Source organism: Nocardia sp. NPDC046473, from assembly GCF_040645995.1.
Lineage (GTDB): Bacteria > Actinomycetota > Actinomycetes > Mycobacteriales > Mycobacteriaceae > Nocardia.
The window spans coordinates 39,520-54,799 of record NZ_JBEYZJ010000002.1; the positions used below are offsets into that span (position 1 = coordinate 39,520).

The window sequence follows — 15,280 nt, forward strand, 5'->3', positions numbered from 1 at the left end:
GCGCCTGTTCCACGCGGCGGCCGTGGTGGCGCAACCGGCCGCTCTGGGCCCGCACAGGCCCCTAACGTGCGGAAATGAGACACTGGACGGCGTGACGATGACTACCGGGGCGAAGAGTGCGCTGCGGATCGGGCCGTATCCGGTCGATCCGGCGGTGGTGCTCGCGCCGATGGCGGGCATCACGAATCTGGCGTTTCGCAAGCTGTGCCGCGAGTTCGGTAGCCCTACCTCTATCTATGTCTGCGAGATGATCACCGCGCGGGCGGTGGTCGAGCGCAACGAGAAGACCCTCGAAATGATGTCGTTCGACGCGGACGAGTCGCCGCGGTCGATGCAGCTCTACGGTGTCGACCCGGCCACCCTCGGCGAGGCGGTGCGGATCATCGTCGGCGAGGGCTGGGCCGATCACATCGACATGAACTTCGGCTGCCCGGTGCCCAAGGTCACCCGGCTCGGCGGCGGCGCCGCGCTGCCGTACAAGCGGGCGCTGTTCAGCCAGATCGTGCGCGCGATGGTGCGCGCCGCCGAACCGGCGGGCGTCCCGATCACGGTGAAGTTCCGGATCGGCATCGACGACGAACACCAGACTCATCTCGACGCGGGCCGCATCGCGGAAGCCGAAGGCGCGCAAGCGGTTGCGCTGCACGCCAGGACCGCCGCGCAGCGCTACTCCGGGCAGGCCGACTGGTCGGCCATCGCACGGCTCAAGGAAGCCGTCAGCACGATTCCGGTGCTCGGCAACGGCGATATCTTCTCGGCCGCCGACGCGGTCCGGATGATGGCCGAAACCGGCTGCGACGGCGTCGTGGTCGGCCGCGGCTGCCTCGGCCGACCGTGGCTGTTCGCCGAACTCCAGGCGGCGCTGCGCGGCGAGGAGCTGCCCGAGCCGCCGAACCTCGGCCGGGTCGGCGAGGTGCTGTACCGGCACGCGGCGCTGCTGTCCGACCTGCTCGGCGAGGACAAGGCCATGCGCGATCTACGCAAGCACATGGCCTGGTACCTGATGGGCTTCCCGGTCGGCGCCGACCTGCGGCGTTCGTTCGCCATGGTGTCCCGCCTCACCGAGCTGGAAGACCTTGTCGGACAGCTTGATCCGACGGTTCCGTTCCCCAGGGACGCCGAGGGTCCGCGCGGAAGACAAGGCTCCCCAGGCAAAGTCGCGCTGCCGCACGGCTGGCTGGACGACCCGCAGGACCCCTCGGTCCCGCACGGCGCCGACGTAATGCACAGCGGCGGCTGAAATCCGGGCGATCACGGACGGCTGATACCCGAGCGAAGCGATCGCGAATCGGGTATCCAAACCAGACTGTGGCCAATTCGATTTCGCACTCAGGTGGCTCGCCGTGGCGGAATCGTTATCATTGCGGAATCGGTCATGCCGGTCGAGTACGGCCCGAGGCGGCGACGTAGACGAAAAGCGAGGTTCGTTGGTGGGTGACGATCGGCACGGGCGTTCGCCTCGGCCCGGAGATCGCGCCCCGTGGGAGCGCTATCCCACGGAGGACAACACCGATCGAGACGACTCTCGATCGGCCCGGCGATCCCGCCACACCGATGCCGACGCGGGCAACGCACCGCTGACCGTGCAGGACCTGGTCCAGAAGGTCGACAACGAACGCTCCGGCCGCCGCGGCCGCCGCGCCGCAGCGGCCCCCGAGACCGGCGCCGCGCCCCCTCGAGGCGCGCGCCAACCGGGACCGGAACCACGCCCGGCCGAGCCGACCCAGCGGCGCCAGGCCGAGCCGCCGCGCCGCCAGGGCGACGCGCCGCGCCAACCGGATCCCGCCGCCCGCCGCCAAGGTGACGCATCGCGCCCACCCGACCAGGCCGCTCGCCGTCAAGGCGATCCGGCCGCACGGCGCCAAGCACCGGCTCGCCCGACCGAGCAAACCCCCCGGCGCACCGCCGACGGCCCGCCACCGCGCACGGCCGGTTCACCGGTCGTCCAGGACATCGCGGGCACGCCCGCCGCCCGGACCCCCAACCGGCGCGGCCCGGCCGAGGACAGCAGGAAAGCCGCCGCACCGGCCCGGGCGAAGGAAACGGCCGAAGAGGTCACCGACATCCTGCCGCCGCTCGAGGAGACAACTCGCGCCAAGCGCAAGAAGACCGAGTGGCCGACCAACGACGAAACCGGTGCCGCACAACCCAAGTCCGTCGGCGCCGCGCCGCTGTCCCGGCTGGCCGCCAGCAAGCAGCGCCGCAACAAGCGGCTGCGCCTGGCCGGGCGCACCGCCCTGACGATGTTCGCGGTGCTCTGTCTGCTCACCACCGGCGGCGGCTGGAGCTACCTGCGGACCACCGGCAACAACTTCACCCAGATCTCGGCGATCGTCGACAACAACGACGACGTCGTCGACTCCGACGCGCAGCTGGGTGACGAGAACTATCTGCTCGTCGGCACCGACACCCGGGCAGGGGTGAACAGTCAGGTCGGTGCGGGCACGCTCGACGACGCCGAGGGTTCCCGCGCGGACACCGTGATGCTGGTGAACATCCCGAAGAACCGTTCGCGCGTCGTGGTCGTCTCGTTCCCGCGCGACCTCGACGTCACCAGGCCGCAGTGCAACGGCTGGGACAACGACAAGGCCCAATACACCAGTGAGACCTTCCCGTCCGCGATCGGCGACAAGCTCAACGCCGTCTACGCGCTCGGCGGACCCAAGTGCCTGTTCACCACGATTCAGCGGATGACCGGTAGCGCGATCAATCACTTCATCGCGGTCGACTTCGCGGGCTTCGAGGCCATGGTCGATCAGATCGGCGGCGTCGAGGTATGCGCGCCGAAGCCGATCAACGACGAGGTCCTCGGCACCGTGCTGGAGAACCCGGGCAAGCAGAAGGTCAACGGCGCGACCGCACTGAACTACGTGCGCGCCAGGCACGTCTACGGCGAGGAGCGCAGCGACTACGACCGGATCAACCGGCAGCAACGCTTCATGGCCTCGCTGTTGCGCGGAGCGCTCTCCGGCCGGGTGCTCTTCGATCCCGGCAAGCTGAACGGCTTCATCAACGCGTTCACCACCCACACCTCGGTCGACCGGGTCACGCCCCAGGACCTGCTCACGCTCGGCCGTTCGCTGCAGAAGCTGGACGCGGGCACCGTCACCTTCCTGACCATCCCGACCGCGGGCACCACCTCCTACGGCAACGAGATCCCACGCGAGCAGGACATCAAGGCGATCTTCAAGGCGATCCGCGACGACCAGCCGCTGCCCGGCGAGAAGAAGATCACCCCGGCGCCCGGCTCCATCCCGTCGGCGCCACCCACCCCGCCGAAGCTGACCGCGGTCGATCCGAGCACGGTGTCGCTGCTGGTCTCCAATGGCTCGGGCACCTCGGGGCTGGCGCAGCGGGCGGCGACCAAGCTCGGCAACCAGGGCTTCGGGATCTTCAATATCGGCAACTACTCCGGCGGTAGCGAGGTCACCTCCAAGGTCCGCTACGGGGCCGGGCAGGAGGCCGCCGCGGCCACGGTGGCCAGCTCGATCCCCGGCGCGCTGATGGAATCGGCGAACGATCTCGGCGGCATCGTCGAGGTGGTCATCGGCGGCGATTTCAACGGCACGGTGAAAGCGCCGACACCGGTCGGCGATCCCATCTCGAACATGCCCGCGATGGCGCCTGCGACGCCGGTCACCCTGCCGTCCGACCTGGAGCATGTGAACGCGGCGGACGAGACCTGTAAATAGGTGAGGCGCGACCTGCGGCAACACCGCCGCTAACGGTCGGCACCGGGCATTCACCCTCCGTTCGTGACATGGTCAGCGCCGGGAACTAATGTCTGGTTTTATGCGTGTCATCTACAACGAGCAAATGGCCGACCTCGCCCACCTGTTGGGCGAGATGGCCGGTCTGGCGGGTTCGGCCATGGACCGGGCCACCCAGTCACTGCTCCAGGCCGACCTCGCTCTGGCAGAGCAGGTGATCACCGAGTCCGACCGAATCGCCGAGCTGATCCAGGATGCCGAGGAGCGGGCGTTCGCGCTGCTCGCGCTGCAGGCGCCGGTCGCGGGTGACCTGCGACAGGTGGTGAGCGCGATCCAGATCGTGGCCGACGTCAACCGGATGGGCGCGCTCGCGCTGCACGTGGCCAAGGTGGCCCGGCGGCGCCACCCCAATCACGCGCTGCCCGAGGCGGTCAACGGCTACTTCGCCGAGATGGGCCGCATCGCCGTCAACATGGGCGCCGGCGCCAAAGAGGTGCTCGAGACGCGTGATCCGGAGCGCGCCGCGCAGCTCAACGAGGACGACGAGGCGATGGACGACCTGCACCGTCACCTGTTCACGCTGCTGATGGACCGGGACTGGAAGTACGGTGTCGCCGCCGCCGTCGACGTCACCCTGCTCGGCCGCTACTACGAGCGCTTCGCCGACCACGCCGTCGAGATCGGCCGCCGCGTCATCTTCCTCGTCACCGGCGTTCTCCCGCCGGACCCGGACGTCGAGGCCTGAGTTACTCCGGGCCGCAGCTGATTTCGCGAGGGCACGGACCACTCGTCCCTGCCACTCCCGAGATCAGCTGCGACACAACATCTTCGAATACACGAAAAGGCCCGCACCATGAGGTGCGGGCCTTTTCGCGCGTTGCTTAACCGAACCGACCGGAGATGTAGTCTTCCGTCGCCTTCTGGCCGGGGTTGGAGAAGATCTTCTCGGTGTCGTCGATCTCGATCAGCCGACCCGGCTTGCCCTGGGCCTCCAGGTTGAAGAAGCCGGTCTGGTCACTCACGCGGGCAGCCTGCTGCATGTTGTGGGTGACGATGACGATGGTGAATTCCTTCTTCAGCTCGGTGATCAGGTCCTCGATCGCCAGCGTGGAGATCGGGTCCAGGGCCGAACAGGGCTCGTCCATCAGCAGCACATCGGGCGACACCGCGATCGCGCGGGCGATGCACAGCCGCTGCTGCTGACCGCCGGACAGGCCGCCGCCCGGCTTGTCCAGGCGGTCCTTCACCTCGTTCCAGAGGTTGGCGCCGCGCAGCGAGCGCTCGGCGACCTCGTCGAGTTCCTTCTTGCTGCGCACGCCCTGCAGCTTCAGCCCGGCCACCACGTTGTCGCGAATCGACATGGTGGGGAACGGGTTCGGACGCTGGAACACCATGCCGATGGTGCGGCGCACGCCCACCGGGTCGACCTGCGAGCCGTAGATGTCCTCGCCGTCGAGCAGCACCGCGCCCTCGACGCGGGCGTTCGGGGTCACCTCGTGCATGCGGTTGAGCGACCGCAGCACGGTGGACTTACCGCAACCCGACGGGCCGATGAAGGCGGTGACACTGCGCGGCAGCACGGTCAGGTCCACATCGGCGACCGCGTGGAATTTCCCGTAGAAGATATTGAGGTCTTTGACGTCGATCCGCTTGGCCATCTGAACTTCCTATCGATTCCGCGTGAGCAGCTTGTTGACGACCGCGGCCGCCGCGTACAGCAGCGCGATGAGCAGGATCAGCGTCAGCGCCGCACCCCACACCCTGGCCCGGCCCGCGGGCTCCGGGTTCGACAGCTCCTGGTAGATCAGCAGCGGCAGCGAGGCCATGTTGCCGTCGAAGAGATTGCTGTTGATCGACTTGCTGTAACCGACGAGCACCAGCACCGGCGCGGTCTCGCCCATGACACGGGCGAGCGCGAGCAGGATGCCGCTGATCATGCCGGGCAGCGCGGTCGGTACCACGATCCGCGCGATGGTCTTCCACTTCGGGATGCCGAGCGCGTAGGACGCCTCACGCAGTTCGTCCGGTACCAGCTTCAGCATTTCCTCGGAGCTGCGCACCACCACCGGCAGCATCAGCAGCACCAGCGCCAGCGACACCGCGAACGCGCTCTGCGGTGCGCCGAGGGTGGCGATCCACAGCGCGAAGATGAACAGCGCCGCGACGATGGACGGCACACCCGCGAGGATGTCGACCATGAACGTAGTGGTTTTGGCCAGCCAGCCGCGGCCGTATTCGACCAGGTAGACGGCGGCCATGATGCCCAGCGGCACCGCGATCACCGCGGCGACCGCGGACTGCACGATGGTGCCGTAGATGGCGTGGTACACACCGCCACCGGACTGATCGGGCAGGATGCCCTTCTGCGACTTCTGCCACCAGTCAAGGGAGACAACCGATTCGAAGCCCTTACTCACCACCATGATGAGCACCCAGGCCAGCGGAACCAGCGCGATCGCGAAGCACAACCAGACCACGCCGGTCGCGAGGTTGTTGCGGATCTTGCGGCTGGTGCTGACGTCACGGAACGTCGGCGCCTTGATCGGCTTGTCGAGCGTTGTCGTTGTCATCACCCGTTCACCCTTCCGCCCGCGGCGAGCCGCGCCAGCGCGTTGACGACGAAGGTCAGCGCGAACAGCACGAAGCCTGCCGCGATGTAGGCGCCGGTCGGCAGCGGCGAACTGAATTCCGAAGCCGCGGAAGCGATCTTGGACGCGAACGTGTAACCACCGTCGAATACCGACCAGTGTCCGGCCTGCGCCGAGGTCCGCAGCACGACCAGCACCGCGATGGTCTCGCCGAGCGCGCGGCCGAGGCCGAGCATGGAGCCGGCGATCACACCGCTGCGACCGTAGGGCAGCACCGTCATCCGCACCATCTCCCACTTCGTGGCACCCAGCGCGTGGGCGGCCTCGATGTGCGCGGGCGGGGTGAGATTGAAGACCTCACGGGAAACCGAGGTGATGATCGGCAGGATCATCACCGCGAGCACCACGCCCGCGGTGAAGATGGTGCCGCCACCGGCGATCGAGACATTGCCGTCGGAGAAAAGGAAGAACCAGCCGAGCTTGTCGTTCAAGAACGTCTGCACCGGTTCGATCTTCGGCGCGAGCACCAGGAAGCCCCACAGGCCGAACACGATCGACGGCACTGCGGCGAGCAGGTCGACGAGCATCGCGAACGGGCGCGCCAGCACCTTCGGCGCGTAGTGGGTCAGGAACAGCGCGATACCGACGCCGATCGGCACCGCGATCACCAGCGCGAAGATCGCGCTCAGCACCGTCACCATGAACAGGTCGCGGATGCCGAACCGCAGGTGATCGGCGTTGGTGGTGTTGAACTCGGTACTGGTGAAGAAGTTCGCGTCGTTCGCCATGACCGACGGCACCGCGCGGATCAACAGGAATAGCGCGATGAGCGCGATGGCGGCGACGATGGTCGCGCCCGAAGCGGTGGCCAGAGACCGGAAGATGATCTCGGCTCGATTGCTGTGGGCGGGGCGAACCTTTTTGGCAGGCTCGGTGCTCGGATCACTCGACATGGGGGCAATGTCTCCGGCCGCCCGCGGGCCCGTCGAATCCGACGAGCCCGCGGCGGTCACCTCGGGGTGCACGGTCATTACTACTGTGCGATCAGGAGATGGCGTTGATTGCGGTGGTCAGGCGGGTCTTGAACTTGTCCGGGATCGGGACGTACCCGGCCTCGTCGAGACCCTTCTGGCCGTTGGTGGTCGCCGAGGTCAGGAACGCCTTGACCGCCTTGGCGGTGTCCGCGTCGCTGTACTTCGAGCAGACGATCTCGTAGGTGGCCAGCATGATCGGGTACGCACCGGCCTCGGTGGGCTTGTAGAACGAGCTGGTGTCGAGCACCAGGTCGTTGCCCTCGCCCTTGACCTTCACGCCGTCGATGGCCTTGCCCGCCGAGGCCGCGGTCAGCTTGACCGGGTCCTTGCTCGCCGAGGTGACGATCTGCGCGATGGCCAGGTTCTGCGACTTCGCGAACGACCACTCGTTGTAGGTGATCGCGTTCTTGGTGCTCTTGATGGCGGCCGAGGTGCCCTCGTTGCCCTTCGCACCCTCACCGACACCGCCGGCGAACGCCTTGCCCGCACCCTTGCCCCAGGCGCCGTCCGACGCCGCGTCCAGGTAGAGCTGGAAGTTGTCGGTGGTGCCCGACTCGTCGCTGCGGAAGATCACCGCGATCTTGTCCGAGGGCAGCTTGGCGCTCGGGTTCAGTGCCTTGATCTCGGGGGCGTCCCAGGTGGCGATGGTGCCGTTGAACACCTTGGCGGCGGTCGGGCCGTCCAGCACGAGGTCGGAGACGCCGTCGATGTTGTAGGTGATCGCGATCGGACCGAACACGGTCGGCAGGTTCCAGGCCGGGGCGCCGCAGCGGTCCTGGGCCTTGGTGGTCTCACCCTTCGACGCGCTCAGCGGCGAGTCGGAGCCACCGAAATCGGTCTGGCTGCCGATGAACTCGTTGACGCCGGCGCCGGAGCCGCTCGAGGTGTAGTTCAGCGTGCTGCCGTCGCAGTTGGCCTCGTAGGCCGCGACGAAGCGGTCCATCGCGTTCTTCTGCGCGGAGGAGCCGCTCGACTTGAGCGCCTTCTTGCCACCGCAGGCGATGTCCGACTTGGCAGTGGTGCCGCCGTTGTTGCCGGTGCTGGTGTTGTCGTCGCTGCCACAGGCGGCGAGCGTCATGGCACCAACGGCCAGCACACCAACGAGGGCGCTGCTGCGCTTGAGATTCACTATTCCTCCGGAAAGGCGTCCAACTCGCCCGGTCCCTCACCGGCCCGGACGGGTGATGTGGTGCTGTTCGCGGGGAACTTGCGCACCAGGCAGCCGTGGGCTGCCCACCAATCAACGTAAAGTCACGGGGTTGACAGTTGGACCGAACTGAGTGAACTACAGGTGAACAGGCAAGCGCGATTGAGCCCGTTATGTGTGACATTTGCCGCAGTTTTACTCAGACACCCCCGAAGGGGCACCCGCTATTCAGCTGAGGCCGCCGAATAGGCGACGTCGATGTGCGCGGGAGTGAACCCGAGCCGGGTGTAAGTGTGCACGGCGGCGGTGTTGTCGGCCTCGGTGTAGAGCAGTACTTCGGCGAGGCCGCGATCGCGCAGATGATGCAGGCCGACCAGGGTCAGCAGGCGGCCGAGTCCGCGCCCCTGCGCGGCCGGGTCGATGCCTACTACGTAGACCTCGCCGACGGCCGGGTTCTCGTCGTAATGCACCTTGGTCCAATGGAATCCGAGGACGCGGCCGGGCTCGGCGGTGTCGGTCGCGAGGAACAGACCCTTCGGGTCGAACCACGACTCGGCCCGGCGCGCCTCGATGTCGCGTTCGGTCCAGCCACCCTGCTCCGGGTGCCAGGCGAAAGCGGCGTTGTTCACCCGCAGCAATTCGGCGTCGTCGGAGGGCCCGGCGTAGGTGCGGATTGTCACTCGGCCACGCGCGGCAATTTCCGGTAGCTCAGGCGTTGCCAGAGCGCGGCGCATCTGCCAGAGCTCGCGCGCGGTGCTCAGGCCGAGCCGCTCGGAAACCGCCTTGGCGGCAGGAAGATTTCCGTGCGCCCACACCCGGGTGCCCGCGCCGCCCTCGGCGAGTGCCGCGGCGACCAAGCCGGTGCCGATACCCTGCCCACGCTCGGGCGGATCGACCACGACCTCGGCCATCGCCGGATGTTCGCCGTGCGCCGGAACCAGGTTCGCGTAGCCCGCGATCACGTCGTCGCGCATGGCGATCAGGTGCCGCACCGCGGGGTCATCGCCCGCGCTCAGCGACAGAACCGCCTGTTCGGAGATGGGGGCGACACCGTCGGCGCCGATCGCGCGTTCGAGCAGTTGCCGAACATCAGCGGCCGCAGCCGAATCCAGCCGCTCGGTCCACTGTGTTGCCACGCCGTTCATCGGGCTCCATTCCTCGCGCTGCGCGGCATCCCGAGCGGGATACCTACCCGGACAACGTCATTGCGTAGCCCTGCATTTCGCGACAGCGGCAGGCCGAGATGCGGCCCCGTCGCTGCGCTTCGAACACCGTGCCGGTCGCGCTGAACGCGACGCGAACACATAATGACGTGCTGGTGTTTCGGATTGGGCGGCAGGGCCACCGAGCTCACTGCAGGGAGCCGTTGACCGGAGCGAGCGGCGCGTCGTCCGTGCCCTCCGGCTCGTCCTCCGATGCCTGGACCGAGTCACCCTTGGCCGCCGTTCTGGACGGCCGCACCGCCTTGTAGCCGACGTTGCGCACGGTGCCGATGAGCGATTCGTACTCAGTGCCGAGCTTGGCGCGCAGTCGACGAACGTGCACATCGACGGTGCGGGTGCCACCGAAGAAGTCGTAGCCCCACACCTCTTGCAGCAGCTGGGCCCTGGTGAACACCCGGCCCGCATGCTGCGCGAGGTATTTGAGCAGCTCGAATTCCTTGTAGGTCAGGTCGAGCGGGCGCCCGCGCAGGCGGGCGGTGTAGGTGCCCTCGTCGATCACCAACTCGCCGAGGGTGATCTTGCCGGAGTTCTCCGGGCTGGCCACGCCGCCGTTGCGGCCGACGAGCAGTCGCAGCCTGGCGTCGAGTTCGGCCGGACCGGTGCCGGGCAGCAGGATGTCGTCGAGTCCCCAGTCGGCGTTCACCGCGACCAGGCCACCCTCGGTGAGCACGGCGACCACCGGCACCGATGACCCGGTGCTGCCGAGCAGGCGGCACAGGCCGCGCGCGGCGGCCAGGTCGGTGCGCGCGTCGACCAGTGCGACGTCCGCGGTACCCGCTTCCAGCAGCGAAGAGACCTCGGTCGGCGCCGGACGCACGTTGTGCGCCAGCAACGACAGCGAGGGCAACACCGCGTCGGGATTGGGGTCGGAGGTCAGCAGGAGCAGCTCCACAAGCTCTCCTCCCATCTCGTAGCTCCGAGGACAACAGCCGCACTGCCGGGGGCCACGTCGCTGATCACAGGTAATTCGGATGCAAGATTAGCGCGTCAACCCCGATGACCTCGCCATCCGGGTAGCCGAGTCCGGCCGAGTGATATGTCTGATACCAGAAATGCACCGTAGCGCCCCGTCCCGATGCAACCTCGCGCATTCGCGACTCGCGAGCGCTCTGTAAGGTTCAGCAATGCGCAAGCTCATCATCGGGCTGCTGATTCTCGCGGGACTGGCAGTAGTCATTGATTTCAGCGTCGCGGCCTATTCGGAATATCGGGTCTCGCGCGCGCTGCGCCAGGGCGCCGATCTACCCGCCGATCCGTCGGTGGCCATCCGCGGGGTTTCGTTCCTCGGCCAGGCGGTCGGCGGACGCTACGACGACGTCTGGATCAGAGCGAGTGGCAACTTCCCGCATACGCCCGGGGAATACGAATTCGAGGCGAATCTGACCGGTGTGCGGATACCCCTGCACGATCTGGTCGACGGCAGCCTGCGCAACGTGCCCGCGGAGCAGGTGGCGAGCTCGCTGCGGATCGGACCGACCGAGCTCGGCAGGCTGTTCAGCATCCCCGACCTGCAGGTACGCGGCCCACAGCAGGACAAGTCCGACGGCACCGGCGGTTCGGGCGGATCCGGGATGACCTCGACCGGCGACGAGCCGCTGTGCCTGCTCGGGAGCCTGCCGGAATTGCCGGCCACCCAGTACGGCAGTAGCAAGGTCTTCGTGCAGGCCGACCTGTCGGTCGACGGGGACCAGGTGAAGGTCGTCGCGACGGGCTTCTGCGCACAGCCGGGCAACGAGAAGACGATCCCGGAGGACGCCATCCCCGAGGCCATTCGTCCCGCGGTGCTCGCGCGATTCACCCGTACTATCGACATCAAGGAATTGCCGTTCGGTGTCCATCCCACCAAGGTGCGCGCCGACGGCGGGTGGATCGTGGCGGAGGGCAAGGGTGTGAACGTGACGATCGACCTCGACCGATTGCAGCAACCATGATCGAAATCACAATCCTCGCAGTGATGTTGCTGGCCGCGCTGGCGGTCGGCCTGGTGCTGCGCGGCCGCGACGGCAAGGTCCGCGTCGCCGATGTCGTCGAAACCCAGTCCGTGCGGGCCGATCTGCTCGCGTCGGTCGGGGTGACCGGATCCGGTCCGGCCGTGCTGCATTTCTCCGCCGACTGGTGCGGCCCCTGCGCCGCGGTGCGCCGCGTCGTCGCCGATGTCACCGGACAGCTGGCCGAGTCGCCGCAGCCACCGCTGGACATCGAGGTGGACATCGACGCCGAGCCGGTGCTCGCCAAGGAACTGAACGTGCTCTCGTTGCCGACCACGTTCGTCTTCGATAGTGAAGGCCGCGAACGCTTTCGGATCTCCGGCGTGCCGAAGGTGACCGATCTGCGTTCCGCGCTCGAGCCGCTGACCATCGCCGCTTAGCGGCCTTGACAGGTTCCCCGGAAAGCTGTGATCGACCCGGGGTCCTTTTCTCCCGCCCGATTAGGTAAACTGCATTCGTGCTTTACAACCACGAGCTGATGCTCACCCGACGCCGCACAGTTGACCTGTGCCGCCTCGGTGGTTGTTGCTGCCTGTGCCGCTGAGCGGTCGGCTTTCTCAGATTTCCTGACGCCGACCTGTGTCCGCCGTGCGAGTGATCTCGTTGATCCCCCGGCGAACTGGCAATTTTCCAGCCACCAGTCGCATCCAGCGCAGGAGTACGCACAATGTCCACTGAAATCCGTAATACTTCGCAGAATCAGCCAATTGTCAACGGGCAGGTCGATGTTCGTGGACCCCGCTTCGCCGCGTGGGTCACCACCGCCGTCCTCGTGCTGGTACTGATCGCCGCCATCTTCTCCCCCGTCGCCGCCGCGGTGCTCATCGCCGTCCAGGCCGTCGTCTTCGCGGTCGGCGCCGCCTACGGTCCGCGCAAGCACCCGTACGGCCGCCTCTACGCGAAATTCGTCGCGCCGCGGGTGGCCCCGACCACCGAGACCGAACCCGTGCCGCCGCTGAAGTTCGCGCAGCTGCTCGGCCTGGTCTTCGCCGTGGTCAGCCTGCTGGGCTTCGCGCTCGGCTCCACAGTTGTCGGCGCGGTCTTCGCCGGCTTTGCCCTGTTCGCCGCGTTCTTGAACGCGGCGTTCGGGATCTGCCTGGGTTGCCAGATCTATCCCCTGGTCGCCCGTTTCCGCCGGACTGCTGCTCCTACTGGCGGTGTTCACGGCCCCTCCGTGGTTACGCAAGCTACCGCCTCCGGGGCTGACGTTCACACCGCCGGGTCCCCGGCGCCGAACTGATCCGCAAGTCATCTCTGAAAGGAACAACATGGCTCGCTCCGATGTCCTGGTCTCCGTGGACTGGGCCGAAGAGAACCTCAACGCCCCCGGCATCGTCTTCGTCGAGGTCGACGAGGACACCTCCGCCTATGACGGTGGCCACATCGAAGGTGCCGTCCGGCTCGACTGGAAGAAGGACCTGCAGGATCAAGTTCGTCGTGACTTCGTGAACCAGGAGCAGTTCTCCGACCTGCTCTCGGCGCGCGGCATCGCGAACGACGACGAGGTAGTCCTGTACGGCGGCAACAACAACTGGTTCGCCGCGTACGCCTACTGGTACTTCAAGCTGTACGGCCACAACAACGTCAAGCTGCTCGACGGTGGCCGCAAGAAGTGGGAGCTCGACGGCCGTCCGCTGTCCACCGACGGCGTCAGCCGCCCGGCCACCCAGTACAAGGCCGCCGCCCCCGACGTGACCATCCGCGCGTTCCGCGACGAGGTCATCGCCGCCATCGGTACCAAGAACCTGGTCGACGTCCGTTCGCCCGACGAGTTCTCCGGCAAGATCCTGGCGCCCGCGCACCTGCCGCAGGAGCAGAGCCAGCGTCCCGGCCACATCCCCACCGCCATCAACGTGCCGTGGAGCAAGGCCGCGAACGAGGACGGCACCTTCAAGTCCGACGCCGAGCTCACCGAGATCTACAAAGAAGCGGGCTTGGACGGCAAGAAGGAGACCATCGCCTACTGCCGCATCGGTGAGCGTTCCTCGCACACCTGGTTCGTGCTGCAGGAACTGCTCGGCCACAGCAATGTCAAGAACTACGACGGGAGCTGGACCGAATACGGCTCCCTCGTCGGTGCACCGATCGAGTTGGGAGCGTAAACAACATGTGCGCAGCACCTACCCAGGGTCAGGCCATTCCCGCCGGCGTCGATGTGGAGAAGGAGACGGTCATCACCGGCCGCGTCCTGAGCACCGACGGTCAGCCGGTCGGCGGCGCGTTCGTGCGCCTGCTCGACGGCAACGGTGACTTCACCGCCGAGGTCGTCGCCTCCGGCACCGGTGACTTCCGCTTCTTCGCCGCGCCGGGTGCGTGGACGCTGCGGGCGCTCTCCTCGGCCGGTAACGGCTCGGCGGAGGTTCGTCCGGAAGGCGCGGGTATTCATCCCGTGGATGTCGCGGTCGCCAAGTAAGACAACCGTACGCAGCTAACGGCCCCGGGCTTCCCCAGTATGACGGGAAGCACCGGGGTCGTCTGCATATCCGGCGGTGGTTGTCGTTAGACTCCAAATGTGGTCCTCTTCTTCGAGATTCTGCTGGTGGCCGTCGCCATCCTCATCGGCTGGTTCGGCCTGTACGTCTTCTACCGGCTGTTCACCGAATCATGAGTGATCTCGCGAGCGAAGGTTCCAATCCGGCCGAGCAAGCGAGTGAACAACTGAACGGGAACGGCTCCGCCGAATCGGCTGGTCGCCGAAGCGGCGATCAGGCCGTGTCCGAGGCCGTCGAGCGGGCGAAGTCGACCGGTGCCCGCAACATTCCGGTGCTGCCCGATCTGCCGCTGCCCGAGGACACCGCGAACCTGCGACTCGGGCCGGATCTGAGTTCCTCCATGCTCGCGCTGCTGCCCATGGTCGGCGTGTGGCGCGGCGAGGGCGAGGGCAATCACCCCGAGACCGGCGACTACCGGTTCGGTCAGCAGATCATCGTGGCGCACGACGGCGGCGACTACCTGTCCTGGGAGTCCCGCTCCTGGGTGCTCGACAGCGAGGGCGCCTACAACGGCCCCGATCTGCGCGAGAGCGGCTTCTGGCGGGTCGGCATCGACGGCAACGACGAGGTCATCGAGCTGCTGCTCACGCACAGCACCGGCATCGTCGAGCTGTTCTACGGCCAGGCCCTCACTCAGTCCTCCTGGGAGCTCGCCACCGACGTGGTCATCCGCAGCCAGTCCGGCATCGTCGTCGGCGGCGCGAAACGTCTCTACGGCATCGTCGAGGGCGGCGACCTGGCCTACGTCGAGGAGCGTGTGGTGGCCGACGGCCCCCTCGAACCCCGCCTCTCGGCCCGCCTCCAGCGCTACATCGGCTAAATCGAACCCGCCCGCTGATCTCGCGAGAACATGGGTAACTCACCGGGTACGGGCTAGCTCCCCCAGCACCTCACCGCCGGTCGCCAACGCAACTATCGCGGCACACGAGTCTGGCCTGAATACGCGGAGAGGCGGAACAAGAACGGCCCCCGAGCCTTACCGGTGCGGGGTTAGTGCACGGGTCCCGTTCGGACTCAAACGGGGGCTCGGGGGCCGGGTGACTGCGTGGAATTCGCTAACGCTCGCGCGGCGAATCACCTGCAGCGGTGGCGCTAGCG

15 protein-coding genes are annotated in these 15,280 nt (G+C 67.2%); 9 read left to right on the forward strand and 6 right to left on the reverse strand.

Annotated features, from left to right (window positions below):
- Positions 1-97 precede the first annotated feature (97 nt).
- The 3 genes from dusB (at position 98) to phoU (ending at position 4,455) form a co-directional block, all read left to right on the forward strand.
- Positions 98-1,240 (forward strand): tRNA dihydrouridine synthase DusB, encoded by a 1,143-nt coding sequence (dusB, locus tag ABZ942_RS05665; RefSeq protein WP_357380323.1) that lies wholly within the window; start codon positions 98-100, stop codon positions 1,238-1,240.
- A 190-nt stretch (positions 1,241-1,430) separates the two neighbouring features.
- Positions 1,431-3,692, forward strand: a complete 2,262-nt coding sequence (locus tag ABZ942_RS05670) for an LCP family protein (protein WP_357379484.1) — start codon at positions 1,431-1,433, stop codon at positions 3,690-3,692.
- 100 nt (positions 3,693-3,792) lie between these two features.
- Positions 3,793-4,455 (forward strand): phosphate signaling complex protein PhoU, encoded by a 663-nt coding sequence (phoU, locus tag ABZ942_RS05675; protein ID WP_357379486.1) that lies wholly within the window; start codon positions 3,793-3,795, stop codon positions 4,453-4,455.
- Positions 4,456-4,591: 136 nt separating this feature from the next.
- Here the strand turns inward: phoU and pstB are convergent, their stop codons facing one another.
- From pstB to ABZ942_RS05705, 6 genes are all read right to left on the reverse strand, one after another.
- The gene (gene pstB / locus ABZ942_RS05680; protein ID WP_357379488.1) at positions 4,592-5,368 is read right to left on the reverse strand and encodes a phosphate ABC transporter ATP-binding protein PstB; all 777 of its coding nucleotides are present in this window, start codon (positions 5,366-5,368) and stop codon (positions 4,592-4,594) included.
- 9 nt (positions 5,369-5,377) lie between these two features.
- Positions 5,378-6,280, reverse strand: coding sequence for a phosphate ABC transporter permease PstA (pstA, locus tag ABZ942_RS05685; protein ID WP_357379491.1), 903 nt, complete (start codon positions 6,278-6,280; stop codon positions 5,378-5,380).
- On the reverse strand, positions 6,280-7,251 hold the full coding sequence (pstC, locus tag ABZ942_RS05690; RefSeq protein ID WP_357380324.1) for a phosphate ABC transporter permease subunit PstC: 972 nt from the start codon (positions 7,249-7,251) through the stop codon (positions 6,280-6,282). Before pstC ends, pstA begins: the two co-directional genes overlap by 1 nt.
- A gap of 91 nt (positions 7,252-7,342) precedes the next feature.
- On the reverse strand, positions 7,343-8,461 hold the full coding sequence (gene pstS, locus ABZ942_RS05695) for a phosphate ABC transporter substrate-binding protein PstS (RefSeq protein ID WP_357379493.1): 1,119 nt from the start codon (positions 8,459-8,461) through the stop codon (positions 7,343-7,345).
- Between the two features lie 242 nt (positions 8,462-8,703).
- A complete protein-coding gene (gene mshD / locus ABZ942_RS05700) occupies positions 8,704-9,624 on the reverse strand; it encodes a mycothiol synthase (protein ID WP_357379495.1) in 921 nt (306 codons plus the stop codon).
- Positions 9,625-9,829: 205 nt separating this feature from the next.
- Positions 9,830-10,594, reverse strand: coding sequence for a response regulator transcription factor (locus ABZ942_RS05705; RefSeq protein ID WP_357379497.1), 765 nt, complete (start codon positions 10,592-10,594; stop codon positions 9,830-9,832).
- Between the two features lie 232 nt (positions 10,595-10,826).
- Between ABZ942_RS05705 and ABZ942_RS05710 the strand changes: the two genes are divergently transcribed.
- The 6 genes from ABZ942_RS05710 to ABZ942_RS05735 all read left to right on the forward strand — a co-directional run bounded on the left by ABZ942_RS05710 (position 10,827) and on the right by ABZ942_RS05735 (position 15,002).
- Positions 10,827-11,633 (forward strand): DUF2993 domain-containing protein, encoded by an 807-nt coding sequence (locus ABZ942_RS05710; protein ID WP_357379499.1) that lies wholly within the window; start codon positions 10,827-10,829, stop codon positions 11,631-11,633.
- Positions 11,630-12,070, forward strand: coding sequence for a thioredoxin family protein (locus ABZ942_RS05715; RefSeq protein WP_357379501.1), 441 nt, complete (start codon positions 11,630-11,632; stop codon positions 12,068-12,070). Before ABZ942_RS05710 ends, ABZ942_RS05715 begins: the two co-directional genes overlap by 4 nt.
- 287 nt (positions 12,071-12,357) lie before the next feature.
- Positions 12,358-12,930: a DUF4395 domain-containing protein gene (locus tag ABZ942_RS05720; protein WP_357379503.1), complete on the forward strand. Its 573-nt coding sequence runs from the start codon at positions 12,358-12,360 to the stop codon at positions 12,928-12,930.
- A gap of 28 nt (positions 12,931-12,958) precedes the next feature.
- Positions 12,959-13,792 (forward strand): sulfurtransferase, encoded by an 834-nt coding sequence (locus tag ABZ942_RS05725; RefSeq protein WP_357379505.1) that lies wholly within the window; start codon positions 12,959-12,961, stop codon positions 13,790-13,792.
- Between the two features lie 5 nt (positions 13,793-13,797).
- Positions 13,798-14,103 (forward strand): DUF1416 domain-containing protein, encoded by a 306-nt coding sequence (locus ABZ942_RS05730; protein ID WP_040730884.1) that lies wholly within the window; start codon positions 13,798-13,800, stop codon positions 14,101-14,103.
- Between the two features lie 191 nt (positions 14,104-14,294).
- Complete coding sequence (locus tag ABZ942_RS05735; RefSeq protein ID WP_357379507.1) at positions 14,295-15,002, forward strand: FABP family protein; 708 nt, start codon at positions 14,295-14,297, stop codon at positions 15,000-15,002.
- The last annotated feature ends 278 nt before the right edge of the window (positions 15,003-15,280 follow it).

Excerpts from the sequence above, each read along its gene's own strand:
- dusB (WP_357380323.1), top strand. The coding sequence starts at position 98 with ATGACTACCGGGGCGAAGAGTGCGCTGCGGATCGGGCCGTATCCGGTC.
- phoU (WP_357379486.1), top strand. The coding sequence starts at position 3,793 with ATGCGTGTCATCTACAACGAGCAAATGGCCGACCTCGCCCACCTGTTG.
- pstB (WP_357379488.1), bottom strand. The coding sequence starts at position 5,368 with ATGGCCAAGCGGATCGACGTCAAAGACCTCAATATCTTCTACGGGAAA.
- pstA (WP_357379491.1), bottom strand. The coding sequence starts at position 6,280 with ATGACAACGACAACGCTCGACAAGCCGATCAAGGCGCCGACGTTCCGT.
- pstC (WP_357380324.1), bottom strand. The coding sequence starts at position 7,251 with ATGTCGAGTGATCCGAGCACCGAGCCTGCCAAAAAGGTTCGCCCCGCC.
- mshD (WP_357379495.1), bottom strand. The coding sequence starts at position 9,624 with ATGAACGGCGTGGCAACACAGTGGACCGAGCGGCTGGATTCGGCTGCG.
- ABZ942_RS05710 (WP_357379499.1), top strand. The coding sequence starts at position 10,827 with ATGCGCAAGCTCATCATCGGGCTGCTGATTCTCGCGGGACTGGCAGTA.
- ABZ942_RS05715 (WP_357379501.1), top strand. The coding sequence starts at position 11,630 with ATGATCGAAATCACAATCCTCGCAGTGATGTTGCTGGCCGCGCTGGCG.
- ABZ942_RS05720 (WP_357379503.1), top strand. The coding sequence starts at position 12,358 with ATGTCCACTGAAATCCGTAATACTTCGCAGAATCAGCCAATTGTCAAC.
- ABZ942_RS05725 (WP_357379505.1), top strand. The coding sequence starts at position 12,959 with ATGGCTCGCTCCGATGTCCTGGTCTCCGTGGACTGGGCCGAAGAGAAC.
- ABZ942_RS05730 (WP_040730884.1), top strand. The coding sequence starts at position 13,798 with ATGTGCGCAGCACCTACCCAGGGTCAGGCCATTCCCGCCGGCGTCGAT.
- ABZ942_RS05735 (WP_357379507.1), top strand. The coding sequence starts at position 14,295 with ATGAGTGATCTCGCGAGCGAAGGTTCCAATCCGGCCGAGCAAGCGAGT.